We start from the raw sequence: 16,800 nt of genomic DNA, 5'->3' as shown, positions 1-16,800 counted from the left end.
TTAATCCGCTTGTTGCCACGAAGATTTCGGCAAGGTAAACCAGAAGGTTGATCCTTGCCCCACTTCTGATATTACCCCAATCTGTCCCCCTAACCGGGTCACGATACTCTCACAGATGGAAAGTCCCAATCCTGTACCTTGTTGGAAAGAGTTCAATTTCACAAATCGCCCGAACACCTCTTTTAACTTGTCTGCGGGAATACCACATCCCGTGTCCGAGACATAAAAATACAACGACTCATCATCCCGCAACCTGTATCCGACACGAATGCTCCCGTTCGTGGTAAATTTTATGGCATTCGTAACAAGATTATGCAACACCTGCATCAAACGATTCGCGTCAGAATAGATCACGCACTCGGGCAAATACTCCACGAACTCCACAACGACCGAATCATTCTTTAATCGTAAACGAGCTGCCCGGACAACTTCTGTCAGTAATACATTCAGATTGATTTCGGAATACACGAATTCGAACACACCGGCTTCAATTTTCGATAAATCCAAAATATCCCCGATCAGTTGCAACAACAACGTGTTATTATTCTCTATAATCTTAATATATTCCTGCCGTTCATTCTCGTCCTCGGTGTAAGCCAACACGTTAGAAAAACCGACAATAGCGTTCAACGGGGTCCGTATCTCGTGACTCATATTAGCAAGAAAAGCCGACTTCAAATGATTCGAAATTTCAGCCGCCTCTTTCGCCTTCAACAATTCCTCTTCCATCCTCTTCCGTTCATCAATAAGTAGAGATCCTCCAACCAACAAGGTGGGATGACCCTCTCCATCCCTCTCGCTCACGGTCACGAAACTCTCGAACCAAACATACTCTTTTGATCTCCCCCGAAACATAGACCTATGTTCTTTTCGAACAATATCAGCCCGATCGTAATACAAGTCATAATAGGCCTCATGCATTCCTGCCCGATCATCCGGATGAACAAGCATATCCCCTTCCATTTCAGTCATCATCCTCGAATCCTTCGTCTTACAAAGCTCGTGAGTCACGTATGTAATGTCATAATTAATCGTCTTATTCAACAGATCCCACGTCCATGGGATAAGCCGTGTCACACCCAGCACCAGTTCATACCTCCGGTTCAACGCCTCCAGCGAAACCTGATGCTCCTTCATTTTCAAGGAAACCAGATATTCTTCCGTCCGATCGATAAAGAACACATCCATAAAATTCTTCTCGGAACTCGGGAAAGATAATTTATCGTAATAATGAATTTCATTATTTTCTTCCGGAAAAACAAAAGAAGTTATTCGTTTGGATTCCTTATCCATCATATAATCCAAAAGCTGGTTATCCACGTCCGCCTCCGTCAAACGTTTCCCGACTACCCGGTCCCGAGTACAATGAAAGACTTTCTCGAAAAGATTATTGACATCACAAAATATAAAATCAACGACATTCCCCGCCTCGTCGAAAAGCAATTGCTTACGAATATAAATGACAGGCATATTGTCGACTAATTTCCGATATTGTGAAAGTAATTGAAATTCCCGTTGCCGCTGCTGACGTCTCTGACACATGACATGAAAACGCATCATCCCGAGCGCTCCAAGCAACATGATAAATGCCAAAGCGATAATAATATACTCCTTGTAAAGTTGGTAAAAATTAGGCGGGACTTGATAAAACACGACATCTCCCGTGATGCTATCAGGGTCTACACCATGATGTTGTAAATGATGATAGTTTAAATAGATTTTCGGTTTGCCCCCCACCCGATCCATTATCTCCCGGGCCGGCTTACCACCCAAAATTTGCCGTATGGTTTGAATAGCCACTTTACCAAAATCCGATGCCGAGATAAAATATCCCCCGGCAAAAGCACCCGTTTCCATATCCATCTCCGTTAACGTGAACACGGGGGCATCTACAAAACCATATATAATTTTCTGAAGATTATCTGACAAGTAATGACTCTCGGATTGCCTTTTACCTAAAAACCAAGAATTATAAATAATACCCACTTCCCTGCTGTACTCCATCAATGTATCCAGCAATTTCTCTGTTGACATCTCCATCGATGTCAACAAATCCAATCCCAACTCGGGGAAATCCTTCTTCAACACGCTACTCACTTCCTCCCGAACCATGGTACTAATATAACGATCATCCGAAATAAGAGCTATCGTCTTTACCCCAGGCTGTAATCTCCGAATCAAATCAATCGTATTCCTAACATAAAAGGGATGTTTCACCACGGTCAGATTATATCCCTCGGTAGCCACCTCCGTCGACATGAATTTCCCTTTTCCTAAAAAATCCTTATTGACAAAATTTTCTAAACTACTCGGCATGGAATCCCTAGAATAACAGATAACGGCAGGAACATCCTTCCATTCCCGATCAAATAAAGGCTGACACACAAGCCACGCCGGATCCCCGATAAAAACGACCACTTTAGGCGGCTTTAAATATCGAGACAATAAATATTCCCTTTTTTCTTCCACATCTTCGATCCGCGTCATCATCGGAATAGACAATTCTTCCGCCTCAACATGAAACCCCGGGGACGAGAATTCATCCCGTATATTCTGGTATAGATTGTTCGCCCAAGCCTCGTTAAAATTAATCGAGTTAAGCACCAGTATATATTCCTTCCCCCGTGTATTTTCAGCAAACCCTAGAACATACACGCCCAAGAAGAAAAATAGTGCCGTGATCCTCCTCATCATAACTTCAATTCATACATCAGCACCAAAATTACGAAAATAATAATATGTTTACCCCCTCTTTGTAGTCTATTTTTTTAATATTTTTTGGTATATGTTTAAACAACGTTACTAGATAGGATGGCATCCACCTCCACACCCTCTCATTTTTGGTTGTGGGTACATAAAAATAGCACTTGAAATAAGGTGATGTTACCTTCTCATTAAAGTTGAATTAAAGTAATTATAGGTTTATCAAAAACCGTAATCACTCACCAACCACTTGATTCAATAGTAGGAGTAACATCGTTACTTCTGCTATTTTCTGTTTTAACTTTTTATAGGCGATCTTTTTCTGCGTTTTCACCGTGTTCTCCGAAACTCCCAACAAGCGGGCAATTTCCTCGTTATCTTTCCCTTGCATGGCAAGCTTGAAAATCTCCCTGCATTTCGGTGCCAATTCTTGTTCTGTCTCAGCCAGTATCCGTTCTGCCTCTTCTTCGATCACGTAATTGATAAAACAAACCTGTGATTCCAGTTCCTGCACTCCTTTGGCCATATACTCACTCTTCACCCGCTCATGTTTCAAATGATTCAGTGCGTTATTACGGCTGACTTGATACAAAAAAGATTTCACATGAGCCGCAGATGCCATTTCCTCCCGGTTATCCCACAAGGAAATAAACGCCTCCTGCACACAATCCTCACAAACAGACAGATCATCGATAAAACGGTGCGTGAACAAGCACAAACTATGATAAAAAGTATCAAAGATCTGTTGATACACCTTTCTGTCACCAACCGTCAATCCTTGGATTTTTATTGAAGTTTGTTCCTGCATACACTTACGCTTTATTTATTTCCTCTTTACGTAAAACAAAGATAGAAATGAAAATGTAAAAACGAAATGATTTATTTCATTATGTTTCAATATAGTCTCTTTTTCTTTATAAAATTAAAACCTATTTATAACTTTAAGGGGCTATATAGCCCCTTAACACGAACAACTGACAATATTAATTACAAGAAAATAATTCTCATTCACACACAAACTATTGCCCTATATTCATTGAAATATACTTCCTTAAAGACTCATCTTCAATATTTGCCTCCAACATAAGAACTAACTTTTGTAAATCATCCTCTTGTTTCATTTCCGTTTTCAGATATTTTAATACCGGGAACGCAATATTCATCGCTTCGTCATCATGAAACAATTTAAATCCTTTTTTACAACGGCTATACAAGCCCTTTACATCTTTTTTCAGATAGGCTTCCGTTATATCAATACATGCAGACAACTCTTTTCGTTTTTCCAACTTAAAAGATTTAATCTCGTTTTTCATGTTTACCACATCTTCTATTGTACTTTTTTTATCATACCCTTTCAAGATATAACTCAACTGATTATAATACACGGCATATAATTTATTATCAACCTTCGTTTTACCCAACGACCGGATGAACTCCTCCCGATGATCTACCAAATATTTAAAATGATCTGTTCCCTTTTTAGTCAACGCCGGACTTTCAAAAATAAACCAGTAACTACTATCCACCTTTTCAGACTCATCCAACAATCCCAATAGGACAGCACTCACTTCCTTCGCCTTATTCTCCTCATATATAGACAACAGAGACTGAATATACCTTGATAGGAAAGCCTTATCCCGGTTTCCCTCTTCATACAATCGGTCCAGATTCCCCGTGGAATTCTCTTCTACCATTCCTTCCTGTACACGTTTCAAAAATGCATCCGCCTCACCGGAACCGAGTAATTTGTGATACACGCTACCATCAGGACGCAAAATCAAGAACGTCGGGAAAGCTCGTATGCCATAACGTTTGGCTAATGCCGGCCCTTCTCCTTTCTCCATATCAACTTTCAGACACACAAAATGCTCGTTAAAATAATCACCCACAATCTCCTGTGGGAACACATTTGAAGTCATGTATTTACAAGGACCACACCAAGAAGTGTAACAATCCATGAATACCATACTTTTTGCCCTTTCCGCTTTCTTCAAAGCCTGTTCCAAAGTCAGATCCTCCCAATACACTCCGACAGAAGCCAGCTTCTTAAAACGACTGAAAAAAGATTTCAAATATCCTTTTAAATCTTCTCCGGCTGCCGATTCCACGAACTGATCTCCCAATGCAGCAACTCTTTGCCATTGCTGTTTATCTCCCTTTTTCTCCACAAATTGCAAAGAGGTTGCCAAAGTCCACAGTTCTGCCTGCGGCAAATTCTGTACTTCTCGTTCCAAAATTGATATCATCTCGTTTACATCCTCATTACAACGGGCATAAGCCAAGGCCAATTTGGTTTGAAGATATTCCTTACCCGGCAGATCATATTCATTCAATTGCTGTTGCATCACATCCAACCGCCCGACATCCTCTTTCTTTGCAAACCCAGCAACATAACTATATAACATACCGGAATAGGCAGAAGCAATTTTCTGATTTACTTTTTCTTCCCCGATACTCTTTTCAAAAGCCGCTTTATTCTTTAATAGGAAAGCAAAATTATCGGATGTCAAAGGAGAAAGGAAACTATCCTCGTATATTACCCAATAAGGCTTAGCCATTTTTTCTTTAGAAGTCAAACGCTTCACCAATTCATCCGCCACCACTTTTAAACGCTCATTATCATAGGTATCTTGTAACGTCAGCACGTAATCCAACATACGTTTTTTCGTCATCTTTCCGGTCTTGTACTCCTTTTCCAATACCTCCAATGTATTTTCTTTCTGCAAACCTCTCTTTACCCGAAGAATGAACTCTTGAAGTTCTCCGCCTCCAACAACCCGATACGTTTCCTTCCCCTCCGGATTCAAAAGTAAAAAGGTCGGGTATGCCCGTATTTTAAATTGCTTGGAAAGTTCCTTTCCTTCTCCTTTCTCCATATCAAACTTGACATTCACGAAATGAGCATTAAAAAAATCCCCAGCTTCCTTTTGAGGGAATACCTCCTCCGTCATCATTTTACAAGGGCCGCACCATGTCGTGTAACAATCCACAAACACCATCTTCCCTTGAGCCTTTGCTTGCTCCAAAGCCTCCTTCAGCGTGATTTGCTTAAAATCGACTCCTTGCGAAAATAGCTGAAAATAGCCACATACGCATATCAATAAACATACAATTCTTTTCATACAGTAATTTTTTATTCATATCATACAGGGGCTGATTGAAAAATCAGTCCCTGTTCATTGAATTTATTCTTTAATCCTAATCCCGTCAAGACAGAAATACGGTGGGGTCCTCATCCGACCGGTTCCGGCCTCTATATCCGATGATGCCACATGGAATACAACTTTCGACACTTCTCCCAAGGAACTTAAATCCACCTTATACCAATCGTTAATCACCAAGCTCCAAGCCGGATGACTCGGATCTCCCTTCCGGGTACACAGATAAAACTCTACTTGACCAGTTTCTGTCTCCCCGTTATATCCGGTAACGATCAATTTGTAAAAATCCTTATCGGCATCCACCATTTTCTTCACACCTCCCGGAACATTCGTGAACCATACCCCTTTTTTATTCGCACTACCCGGAATATTGGGATTAGCAACCGGTTCCTCTTCTGTCCCGTATTGATCCCCATACACCAATGCCAAATAGGTATAAGTCGTATTGGCCACTAGAATATGTTCTACCACGGCCGGAGTTCCCAGCGTAAAATAAGTATCATCACCCTCAACCCGTCCAACAGCATATACTTCATTCGCATTGGGAAATCTCGTGTACACACTATAAATATTTGAATCCAAAGCCTCTTGAGTAGCCGTCCACGTAAAGGAACGGTTATTCCGGTTTGAATAAGCAAACCCGGCATACGTCCCGTCACTATTTTTCTTTGTATTAAACGTTACAGAATTCTTGTGAGCCGCTTTCGAAGTAAAGCCTCCGTCTGGAATCGCATGGGTAAAACGACCCAACTCCAGTTCATTCAGCGTTACATCATTCGGTACAGGTGCTAGCACATCCTTATCATCGGAACATGCCATAAAAGCTATAATCAGAATGAATATAAACCACAAATTTCTCATAAATCTCATATATTTACTTGTTTTGTCAAACATCAATTACCAAGTTCCGGGTTCTGTACTGCCAGAGGATTTTTTAACCGTTCGTTCTCTGGAATCGGCCAACAATACTGATTTTCCGTGAAATTCACATCCGGTTTCAGCGTGTATATCCAAGGTTTATTCTGGGCAGCACTGGCATCCGTGTCATTTATAAATCGCAAAGAGGCAAAATACTCGCTTCCATTTTCCAAGAACTGTTCTACCCAGATTTCCCGGAATATCGCTCTCAACAAATCTTTCTTACTTCCGGGAGATAAAGCCGGTAACACAGGGTTTGTCCGGCATGCCCGCATATCATTTAAAGGCTTCAATGCTTCTTCCAAAGAATAATCATCCAAACGGGCTTTCAACTCCGATTCCATAAGATACAACTCGGCATAGCGGAAATAATAGGTCGCGTATGGAGCATCTTTCGTATCATAGCGTCCTCCATGATATAATTTCACCGGAGTAAACACCATCTTTGTATCCCAAGTCTCGGGAGCCCGGGCAGAATCCATGACCACCTCATAGCGAGGATCTTCCTTCAACCACCCGGTTGCAATATCCGAATAGGTATTATTATAACCGATGTTATACGAATAGTCAAACTCGTAATTCGTCGTGCTGGCAAAATCCCCCAAATACCTCGCCCACAGAACCTCTTTCGAATCCCAACCCACTTCATACATAGCTTCTATATCCGATTCCATTTGCCAACTGGAAGGAGCATCCCGTTTTACGGTCTCCACTAGCGTCAACGCATCCTTCAAATCTTGCGTAGAACCACGCATAACCCCACGATAAAGTAAGATTTTTGCTTTCAACACCTGTGCCATCTGACGGGACAAACTACGGGAAGTCGTGAAATCCGGCATATTGGCGATTGCATCATCCAAATCTTCAAAGATCTTCGTGTACGATTCCCCGACGCTGCTACGAGGCACCTGCAAATTACTCAAATTTGCCATCTTATCCCGGTACAATATCCCGTAAGCCGAATCATCCGTATCCCACCATCTCCCGAACAACCAGAACAAATTCGTGTAAGCCCAACCCCGCATACACCGAGCTTCAGCCAACATTTCCTTTTTACGTTCCGGAGTCGGAAATTTATTCTCGGCCAGATTCGAAATCGCTTCTATTGCCGCATTTGCAGAGTTCACCAAAGAGTATAAAGCCTGCCAAGTCCCATCCATGTCATTAGACCCTTCTTTATAAGCCATATTAAAATTAGCCGTATATGAAGAGTAAAATCCTCCTTGTGAAGACAGGCGGCACCAAGTCGCACCCCCGAATGCAGAATTGGAAGCCACGATCGAGTACATCCCGTTCAGAATATTTTTTGCCCCACTATAATCCGTGACGGCATTATCCAGTGTCAAATTATGCTTGGGAACCTGATCCAAAAAATCCTCACATGAAGTAAAGAACACGATCCCCAACAACATGATATAATAACTTAATCTCTTCATCATATCTTATTTTAAAGTTATTTTTATTCCCAAATTGTAGGTTCTGGCTGACGGGTAAGAGCTGTAATCAATACCCATATTATAAAATGCACTGTAAGACGTGCTAAAGTTTCCCTGCGGGTCCATACCCGGATATTTCGTCCAAGTAAACAAATTCGTTGCTTGGAATGTCACGTCAATCGCATTCACGATACTGGAACCGAATAAACGACGAGGCAAACGATAACTAATATTCAAAGCGGATAATCTCATGAAAGATGCATCGTGAACATAGCGATCCGTGATAATGGAATTCGATCCCCAACCATAATACATGGCTCTCGGATAACCCCGATCCACACCCGGATTCATCGTCCAAGACTTCAACACGTTCTTGGACGTATTGTACACGTTCATGTCTCCGGCACTATTCTTTTCTTCATCATAGAAACGATCAGCCCCGACCGAATAAGTAAAGGTGGCGTTCACCATCAATCCTTTCCAATAAACCGTAGTACCGAATCCTCCGAAGAAATCGGGATTCGCATTACCTATTTCTGTCCGATCACCGTCAGCCGTGATCTGCCCGTCACCATCCAAATCCATGATATACAAGTCTCCCGGACGCTCATAATTATTATTATCCCGGTAATATTGCTGTTGCCCCGTTTCTGGATTCACCGTCTTCAAGGCTACTAACTCCTCATTTGTCCGGATCAATCGACCGCCATATTTGTAACCATACAAGATTCCGGTTTTTCCTCCGACATCAATTTTGAAATATTGATATGCACCACCACCAAAATACTCATCCTCACTATTCAATTTTTCCAGCGTCGTAACATTTCTTGCCACGTTGAAATCAAAATCCCAAGTCAAATCCTTCTGAGCATTCTTGATAATATCCACTTTAACATCAAACTCGAAACCTTTATTCTTCAAAGAACCAATATTCTGGGTAACTGAAGAGAAAGAAGATGAATAAGGTACTGGATCACTATACAACAAGTTATCGACCTTTTTCTGGTAGTAACCGATAGATCCCCGGATACGATCATCCCAGAATCCGTAATCCAAACCAATTTCTTTTTGTACCTGAGATTCCCACTGTAAAATATCATTCCCCAGCGAAGAGGGTTTTATTCCCGGAGCGTTATTGTACGTCGCTGATCCCATCAACGTTCTCCAGTCATAATTACCCAAATTCTGTGATCCGGTCTTTCCGATAGAGGCTCTCAATTTCAAGTAAGAAACAATATGAGAATAATCTTTCAAGAAACTCTCGTCAGAAATAATCCAAGCCAAAGCTCCCGACGGGAAATATCCCCAACGTTTATCCGGACCGAATTTAGAAGAACCATCCGCACGGAAAGTAAACGTGGCGAGATAACGATTTTTAAATTTATATTCCACACGGGCAAAAGTAGAAACCAACGTGTTAGAAGAATAACTTGAACTTATCGAGTTTTTCGTTGCCGCACTCCCCAAATTCGTCAATACCTCATCATCCGGAAAATTCGAGCCTGATGCCGACAATCCGTCTGACTCGTACTTCTCAATGGAGAATCCCAACAAACCGACCAGATTATGATCTCCAAACGTGTTAAGATAATTCAACGTGTTATCCCATACATAGGTATATGATTCATTCTTGGAAACCGTTGAAGAACTTGTTCCGTCATCATAATATTTACGGTCATAACTCAAATTCTTATTAATACCATACTTCAACGTCCCGTTCGTCCGCAAAGTAAGTCCGGGAATAATATCCCATTCCAATCCTAATGACCCCGTGAAATCTTTTCCTTTCCCTTCTTTCGTATTCTTCAACGAGAAAAGAGGATTCTCCACGTAATAACTGATCATATTAATCGATCCGTCTTCCAGATAAGCCGGGTAATCCGGGCGCATATCCAAAATTGTACCGATCATATCATCCTTGTCATTCGTCACACGGGATGTTGCCCGCAAGCCCAATTTGAAACGAATCACCTCCCGAACAGAGGCATCAAAATTGAAACTACCACCTAACAACTTAGAGCTACCACCTTTCACGATTCCTTTCTGATCTTTATAAAAGAAAGAAGCATTATAAGACGATTCTTTCGATCCCCCGCGGATTCCCAAACTATAATCCTGCGTTGCGGCATTATGTGTCATCAAATCCCACCAATCGGTATCACCATCATAATAAGCATCCTCCAAGAAGAAATCATCCACTAATGTCTCCAAATCAAATTGACTATTATTCGTGGCAGCGTTAAATTTCGCCTCATCAATATACTTCCGGGTAAAATAATCCAAGGTTCCTCTCGTGAAGAAACTAGCTCGTACGGCAGCTTTTGATAAGGCAATATATTCTTCGGCATTCAACACCCCGAAATCATTCGCATTCATTGTCTGAATCCCGTAACGGGCAGAAAATTCCAGTGTCGGAGTCATGCCTTTTTTTCCTCGTTTAGTTGTCACCAATACAACCCCGTTTGCAGCCCTCGAACCATAAATCGCCGTGGCAGATGCATCTTTTAAGATATCTATTGTCTCCACATCTGACAAGTTCAAATTATACAACGTGTTGGAAATATTACCGGAAGTCCCAGCCGAATATTCAGGTACCCCATCAATTACCCACAAGGGCTGAGAATCTCCGGACAAAGAAGAGGAACCTCGGATTATAACCGATACAGGCGAAGTCGGAGATGCCGAACTGATCATCACGTTCACCCCCGGGGCCCGTCCCTGCAACATGGATTGAATAGAAGCCCCCATCGGTGCCGTTTCGATCTCTTTCTTCCCTAAACGAGATACCGCCCCGGTCATATCCTTTGCTTTCGTGGTGCCATACCCAACTGCCACAACCTCTTCCAAACGATTCACTTCCTCTTCCAAAACCACATTGATAACCGTGTTGTTACCCACTGTTACGTACTTCGTTTGCATCCCGATAAAAGAAAAACGTAAACGTACATTACTCATTTCCGGATAGGTCAACACGTAATTTCCCTCGATATCCGTCACCACACCCAACGTGGTACTATCAATCAACACGGAAACACCCGGTAAAGGAAGACCTTCCTGATCCGTAACCCGTCCTTTCACTTGTTTTTCTTTCTTGTCCTCCTTTGGCACCTGTGGTTTCTCTCCCAACGGAACAATCACCACATTCACGCCTACCACACTAAAAGTCAAACCGGACCCCTTTAAACACTCCGTCATCACATCCCGGATGTCGGAATCCTTAAAATTCAAGGTCAAATTACCCACGGATTCCACCTGACTGTTTTGGTAAACAAACCTGTAATCCGTGGATTTCTCCAAAATGCTCATGACCTTTTCGAGAGATGCCTTTTCTACCTGCAAAGACACTTTAGCATCCTGACCGAATACAGACGCCGAAACCGGCACTACACTCAAGAGTAGAAAAAACATTAAAAACCTCATAGCTAACCACATTTTTAACAACCATCTAATCCGAAGATGGACACAATTACCTGTTTTTTTCATACATTTGTAAAGTTTTAAAATATAACAATCCCGGCTTTTGCCGGATTTAGGGACGAGGTAGTGCAAATACCTCGTCCTTTATTTACGCCTCACGAAAATACTTTTCCCTTTTACTTCAAATTCCGTATCACCTGCCATCTGCAAAAGCCCGACGATCTCTTCAAAACGCTCGAATCGCTGAATATTCCCGGTAAATTCAATATCCTTGCGAGAAACATCTTCATAGAAAACATCCACATCATACCAACGTGCCAATGTGTTTAGTACTTCTTCCAATCGCTGTTTGCGAAATACGAAATTCCCGTCCTTCCAAGCCGTGTACAGGGTCACATCAACAGTTTCACAGGACAAAACACCCTCATCCGTCAGAACCGCCTGTTCTCCCGGAGCAAGCACAAGACTTTTATCATCTTTTGAAATAAATTTCACTTTCCCCGAAACAAGCGTGGTCATTTGCTTATTCTCTTCCGGATAATAACGAGCATTAAATTCCGTTCCAAGCACTTCTATACGATTCTCTCCTATCTCCACGATAAAAGGTCGGTCAACCTCCCGTTTCACCTTAAAATAGGCCTCCCCCACGAGAAACACTTTACGCTCCCGATCACCAAACTTCACGGGATAACGAAATCTTGTTTCCGAATTGAAATACACTTCAGTACCATCCTCCAATGTAATCGGGTACTCCCCACCCCTCGGAACCCTCAATTCATGATACGGTATCTCCCCCGCCAAATCCTCACATTCGTAACGTATTCCCCGGTTTTCCTTTAATATCTTTACCCCATCCAAATCTAACTCCACGGAATTCTCCTTTTCCGCATCGAGGGCCAAGCGTTGCCCATTAGCCAGAATCAATTCTGCCTTTACTTCTCCCGGATGAATTTCTCGTTTTTCCTGTTTGACTATCTCCAAATCCTCCCCTCCCGATTTATAATAATAGAAACAGAATAATAAAACCATCGGTATTGCCACAGCAATCCCTTTATAAAGCCACCCGGATATAAAATGCTGACTTTTTCTTGTTTTACGTTCCACTTCCCGCCAAGCTGCCTGTTTGTTCAATTTCCGGATCACCTCCAATCGCTGATTCCGATTCTCTCGTCCCCGCACTCTTAAATACAACGCTTTATTCTCTTCACTTTCATTAATCCACTCTTTCAGCTCTTGCTTTTCCGATTCTTTAATCTCTCCATTTAAATCTCTGACAATCAAACGAGAAATATCTAATCTTGGTATCAAATCATTCATTATACCTTCGATTGTTGAGAGCAAATTTATGGGAAAAACAAAGGACAAGGTAAAAAAGGAAAGAACTGAATACCAATGGTTAACAAAAAGAAGGTATAAAGTCTTTAGAGGAATTTGTGAATATTATTAAACGAACGTTTAATGATAAAAATATCGCTTCTCATATATAATACAATTCACCCCCGTATCTGGGTGAAAACAAAATTAAAAAAATATTCCAGAATACGAAGAGAGAGAAAGAGAGAAGCCGGTTTTAATTAGATATTATTTAACGAGTCGACCTCTCTAAAACGTTCATTCTACCGACTTCAAAATATTAACAACTGGCTATCATTAAATTAACTAAACAAGAAAGTATTTGTAAAAATAAATTAGAAAATACATAAAATCCGAAAAGTGACTTTTTCAAGTCCCTCTTCGGATCTCCTGCATTTTATAAAAATACTATTTCGAGAAGATTTCTTCTAAACGTTGTTCCAACTCTTTTCCATACAAATTAACAGCCACGATAATTCCTTCCGGATTAATCAAAAATACCCGGGGAACAGAAGAAACACCAAAAGTTTTAGCCACTTCATTCCTCTGATCTAAGACGTGTTTCCACGGAGTCTGATCTTCTTCTATGGCTTGTTTCCATGCATCAGGATTTTGATCAATACTCACACCTAAAACTTCAAATCCATCCTGCTGATATTTTTTGTACAACTCAAGAACATGTTTTCCTTCCCTACGACAAGGCGCACACCAAGATGCCCAAAAATCCAACAATACCCACTTCCCTCTTAAAGAAGATAAAGCAAAAGATTTTCCCTCAACATCGGGTAAATTGATCTCTGGAACATTAACTCCGACGGCAACCTTTCTCATTAAATCTCTACGTTGAGTTATAAGACGAACGTCGTTATTATTTTCCATCCCAGTATAACTCCGCACTAAAGAATCTAACTCTGCATATTGCATCTTTTGCATGAGTGAAGCACGATAAAAACAAGCTGCCGCATACTTATAGTCAGAATTACCTAAAAAGTCTGCTCGGAAAATTTTTCGAGCTTTCGTTGCATCGGTAAAAGCTTTTGTTGCCGCACGTACTTTCTCCCGATCTTTAGTTTGAAATGAATTCTGATAAGCTTGGGCACACTCCATCTCCACTCTTTCCAAACGACGCTCTTCTTCGTTAAAATATCCCCACAATTCATTTGTCGGCGTACCTATTACTTTCCCGTAATATACCGAATCTTTTTTTACGGCTATTTGAATCTTCCCCGGTTCAAGGAATAATGTCAAACTCCCTCGTTGATCATCAAAAAATAATTGTACGGACTGGATTTCCGATATTTCTCCTTTAAACTCGAAACGCCCCTTTTGGATGTCCGAAGAACCCAATTCTTTATAACCATCCATCGTTTTCTGCTTCATCACAACCCGTCCGGAATCCATCCCTTCAATTTTTCCACCAATTTTGTATTGGCCTGTATGTTGCGCATGAACCACGCAACATACAAGCACAAACACCACACAAACCAATATCTTCCTCATCCTATTTCTCTCTATAAGTTACATCAACGGGAGTTCCGAATCCACTGTGCATAGTAGACTCAACAAAATCATCACCGATCACCGTTGGCAAATCATACGTACGTACCACACCGTTCAACTCTCCGCCGGATTTCACCGATCCCACGATCAATTTTCTTTGTAATTCATTACATACCGGATCGTATGCAGAATTTATGCCTCTAAACAAATTAAACTTCAACATTGTAATCGTTTCACTATCCAAATGAATAGGTTCTGCTTTATGCCCTTCCAAATCGAAATAATACACCGTGTTCCCGACAGCATAAAATACCCACGGATTATTCGGATGTACGGCAAAACACGTAGCATTCTCAATTTCCGGGTAGCCATTCAATTCAATGAATTTTTTCTGAGCCCCCCCTGCCCCAAAAGAAGGCATCCCCATTACATATAAATAACGTGCATAAGGAGCTTCAGTATCCTGCAATATCGCATAAGTAGTTCCTCCGTCATACAATGAATTTTCCATCCAAACAAAATCCTTCCCTGTCTTCCAAGAAAATAAGGATTCTTTCACTGACATCAACTCACAATTTCGCATTCCCCCCGTTGCAAGTTTCACAAAACGTTTATTAGATGTATCATACAGTATGATATCATTGTACATAGCAGTCGATGATGTATTCACGCCAACCGCCGGAGCAACATTAAAATAATTTCCATTATCACCTGCTAAATAATTAATAGGGACTCCAAAAAGTACCTCTTGTCCAAAGGTTGTTCCCCCAAAAACATATTTATCCGAAACCAATAGTTCCCAACCCATTCCTGCCGTTCTATTCGTGGCTGAAAAATCAACCGGATACTCCAACATTTCATAACGGATTTCATTTGCTTCATCCCATTGGTAAGTCGCAACATCAAGTGCAGCGGTTGCAGTCTCGGTAACAATATAAAATCTTAAATCCGTTCCCCATTGATTATAATACATTTGATATACCGAATTTATTCTCTTAGGCCCTTTCAACTCTGGAGCGTCCTGCAATATATCACGTACAACCATATCCTCTTTAGCGGACATCGAAATCAAATCCAAACGGGCATTTCCATTTACATCCGAAAGCACCAGCCAACCTTCATTTAATTGGGTAGTTACTCTCAATTTGAATGTCCCTTTCCAAGTTACCCGAGTAATCGTATCCTTCACCAAGCAATTCACGTTGTACTCGCCATCCGGAAGTTCCACAAAATAGCTCAAATTTTCCTCTTCTCCAATCAAATACGAGGTCGTTTGAGTCTCTCCGGCTTTCAATTCGGACACGGCTTCCCATTTAAAGCTATACCGATCCGGCATACTGCCGTCGTCAGCTGTTGCTTCGATAACCGGGGTTGCCCGCAAAGTATCCACATTTCGGTATTTCACCTGCAACTCCTCTGGCAATCCTGTTATATGCAATTCATTGATTTCGTGATAATCATAATTCCCTTTATCATCAAAACAGGCACTTAAAACCACCGTGATGAATAGCATTACTAGAAATAATATATTTTTCATCATTCTTCTCTTTTATGATTCTATTTATAATACTTATCACCCATTTTCATCAACGTCACGTTGTCATCTTCATAGATCGGGTTACCGTTCGCACTATATTCATCTAAAATCTGTACCATTTTAGCTCCAACATATTGTTGACGAGAAGCAAGCATATATTCCGGATCATTAAACATATTCCGTGTCATATTCATCTCCGTACACATGAAATCCAATTTCTTCACCGAAAATTCACCAAATTCAGGAATACTCCATTTCAACGGAGGAGTCATAATCTCGGAGAAATAGATTCTATAACGAATGGCGCTATACCCTTCATCATTTGAAGAGGTTACTTTGGTCGGATAACTTAACGTAAAATCGTTGTTCTCTTCCAATTCCAAAATAATGTAACGTTCCTCTTTTTTCAAAATTTCCGGTCGTAACAGTTCCACAAGAATCGCACCGAACGTGTTCCCCGCCGGAATAGTGTATGAATCCGCCAAAGCTTTATAATCAACATCCACTGTAGCATTCGTTTCGGCCACTTTCACTTTCACCTGTCGGTCGTAATCTTTCACCTCACCACCGGTTCTCACCATAATATAGAGAGAATCCACCTCCTTATTCACATCCACGTAAGCAAATGAGAAATAGGTAGAATCCAAACCTGCTGACGGATTGAAATAGATAAAATCACGCCCGGAATAAAGATCCAAATCTTTCTGGCAACTCCAAAGACTCACAATCAGAGCTGCAAATATGAATATATATTTTTTCATCGTACGGTTCATAT

Annotated in this window: 10 protein-coding genes; all 10 read right to left on the bottom strand. The window is 41.2% G+C overall.

From position 1 onward, the window contains the following. The 10 genes from QVC79_RS01735 to QVC79_RS01690 all read right to left on the bottom strand — a co-directional run bounded on the left by QVC79_RS01735 (position 1) and on the right by QVC79_RS01690 (position 16,786). Positions 1-2,694, bottom strand: coding sequence for a sensor histidine kinase (locus QVC79_RS01735; RefSeq protein WP_270595273.1), 2,694 nt, complete (start codon positions 2,692-2,694; stop codon positions 1-3). 244 nt (positions 2,695-2,938) lie between these two features. Continuing rightward, on the bottom strand, positions 2,939-3,511 hold the full coding sequence (locus tag QVC79_RS01730; protein WP_087421361.1) for an RNA polymerase sigma-70 factor: 573 nt from the start codon (positions 3,509-3,511) through the stop codon (positions 2,939-2,941). Between the two features lie 211 nt (positions 3,512-3,722). After that, the gene (locus tag QVC79_RS01725; protein ID WP_270595272.1) at positions 3,723-5,825 is read right to left on the bottom strand and encodes a thioredoxin fold domain-containing protein; all 2,103 of its coding nucleotides are present in this window, start codon (positions 5,823-5,825) and stop codon (positions 3,723-3,725) included. A 63-nt stretch (positions 5,826-5,888) separates the two neighbouring features. Next, a complete protein-coding gene (locus QVC79_RS01720; protein ID WP_164719781.1) occupies positions 5,889-6,725 on the bottom strand; it encodes a DUF4465 domain-containing protein in 837 nt (278 codons plus the stop codon). Between the two features lie 32 nt (positions 6,726-6,757). Then, positions 6,758-8,221 (bottom strand): RagB/SusD family nutrient uptake outer membrane protein, encoded by a 1,464-nt coding sequence (locus tag QVC79_RS01715; protein WP_287642428.1) that lies wholly within the window; start codon positions 8,219-8,221, stop codon positions 6,758-6,760. A 3-nt stretch (positions 8,222-8,224) separates the two neighbouring features. Beyond that, entirely contained in the window at positions 8,225-11,638 is a 3,414-nt protein-coding gene (locus QVC79_RS01710) for a SusC/RagA family TonB-linked outer membrane protein (protein WP_270595270.1), read from the bottom strand. A 141-nt stretch (positions 11,639-11,779) separates the two neighbouring features. After that, positions 11,780-12,952 carry a FecR family protein gene (locus tag QVC79_RS01705; protein ID WP_270595269.1) on the bottom strand — a complete coding sequence of 391 codons (1,173 nt, stop codon included), beginning with the start codon at positions 12,950-12,952 and terminating at the stop codon, positions 11,780-11,782. 444 nt (positions 12,953-13,396) lie between these two features. Then, complete coding sequence (locus tag QVC79_RS01700; protein WP_270595268.1) at positions 13,397-14,488, bottom strand: TlpA disulfide reductase family protein; 1,092 nt, start codon at positions 14,486-14,488, stop codon at positions 13,397-13,399. Position 14,489: 1 nt separating this feature from the next. Next, positions 14,490-16,025 carry a PKD-like family lipoprotein gene (locus tag QVC79_RS01695; RefSeq protein ID WP_270595267.1) on the bottom strand — a complete coding sequence of 512 codons (1,536 nt, stop codon included), beginning with the start codon at positions 16,023-16,025 and terminating at the stop codon, positions 14,490-14,492. Positions 16,026-16,045: 20 nt separating this feature from the next. Then, positions 16,046-16,786 carry a DUF4843 domain-containing protein gene (locus QVC79_RS01690; protein WP_270595266.1) on the bottom strand — a complete coding sequence of 247 codons (741 nt, stop codon included), beginning with the start codon at positions 16,784-16,786 and terminating at the stop codon, positions 16,046-16,048. Between the last annotated feature and the right edge of the window lie 14 nt (positions 16,787-16,800).

Origin of the sequence: Butyricimonas sp. (assembly GCF_019423355.1) — a bacterium.
Lineage (GTDB): Bacteria > Bacteroidota > Bacteroidia > Bacteroidales > Marinifilaceae > Butyricimonas > Butyricimonas faecihominis.
Note: the sequence above shows the minus strand (reverse complement) of the source record. Positions and strands in the feature narration are given on the sequence as shown.

Coding starts and splice junctions, on each gene's coding strand:
- QVC79_RS01735 (WP_270595273.1), bottom strand. CDS start 2,694: ATGATGAGGAGGATCACGGCACTATTTTTCTTCTTGGGCGTGTATGTT.
- QVC79_RS01730 (WP_087421361.1), bottom strand. CDS start 3,511: ATGCAGGAACAAACTTCAATAAAAATCCAAGGATTGACGGTTGGTGAC.
- QVC79_RS01725 (WP_270595272.1), bottom strand. CDS start 5,825: ATGAAAAGAATTGTATGTTTATTGATATGCGTATGTGGCTATTTTCAG.
- QVC79_RS01720 (WP_164719781.1), bottom strand. CDS start 6,725: ATGAGAAATTTGTGGTTTATATTCATTCTGATTATAGCTTTTATGGCA.
- QVC79_RS01715 (WP_287642428.1), bottom strand. CDS start 8,221: ATGATGAAGAGATTAAGTTATTATATCATGTTGTTGGGGATCGTGTTC.
- QVC79_RS01710 (WP_270595270.1), bottom strand. CDS start 11,638: ATGAGGTTTTTAATGTTTTTTCTACTCTTGAGTGTAGTGCCGGTTTCG.
- QVC79_RS01705 (WP_270595269.1), bottom strand. CDS start 12,952: ATGAATGATTTGATACCAAGATTAGATATTTCTCGTTTGATTGTCAGA.
- QVC79_RS01700 (WP_270595268.1), bottom strand. CDS start 14,488: ATGAGGAAGATATTGGTTTGTGTGGTGTTTGTGCTTGTATGTTGCGTG.
- QVC79_RS01695 (WP_270595267.1), bottom strand. CDS start 16,025: ATGAAAAATATATTATTTCTAGTAATGCTATTCATCACGGTGGTTTTA.
- QVC79_RS01690 (WP_270595266.1), bottom strand. CDS start 16,786: ATGAAAAAATATATATTCATATTTGCAGCTCTGATTGTGAGTCTTTGG.